Annotated in this window: 1 protein-coding gene; it reads left to right on the top strand. The window is 61.4% G+C overall.

Going from position 1 to position 573, the window contains the following annotated elements; all coding sequences use genetic code 11:
- A partial coding sequence (locus tag LOM8899_RS23025; protein WP_110521996.1) for an IS5 family transposase occupies positions 1 to 573 on the top strand: 573 nt, incomplete at both ends.

A 573-nucleotide genomic window follows, 5' to 3' on the forward strand; every position in this document is an offset into this window, starting at 1 on the left:
CTGACCGACGAGCAGATTGAGCGGTTGAAGCCGTTCTTTCCGAAGAGCCATGGCAAGCCGCGTGTTGATGATTTGCGCGTGTTGAGCGGCATAATTTCCATCAATCGCAATGGCTTGCGTTGGTGCGACGCGCCTCGGGAGTATGGCCCGCCCAAGACCCTCTACAATCGCTGGAAGCGGTGGGGTGACATGGTGGTCTTTGCCCGGATGATGGAGGGACTGGCCTCCGAGGGCACCGAGCAGAAGACCATTATGATTGACGCGACTTACCTGAAGGGCGCACCGCGCGGATTCGAGCCTGCGGGCGAAAAAGGGGGGCCTGACGATCCGTGCGGGCGCCTGATCGGCCGCACCAAGGGTGGCTTGAGCACCAAACTGCATGCCGTCACCAATGCCAAGGGACGGCCCCTGAAGTTCTTCATGACCGCTGGCCAGGTGAGTGACTACACCGGAGCCGGCGCCCTGCTGAGCAGTCTGCCAGCTGCCGAATGGATGATCGCGGACCGCGATTACGACGCCGACTGGTTACGAGAGGCGTTGAAAGACAAGGGGATACGCCCCTGCATCCCCGGT

Source organism: Flavimaricola marinus (assembly GCF_900184895.1).
In the GTDB taxonomy this organism is placed as follows: domain Bacteria; phylum Pseudomonadota; class Alphaproteobacteria; order Rhodobacterales; family Rhodobacteraceae; genus Flavimaricola; species Flavimaricola marinus.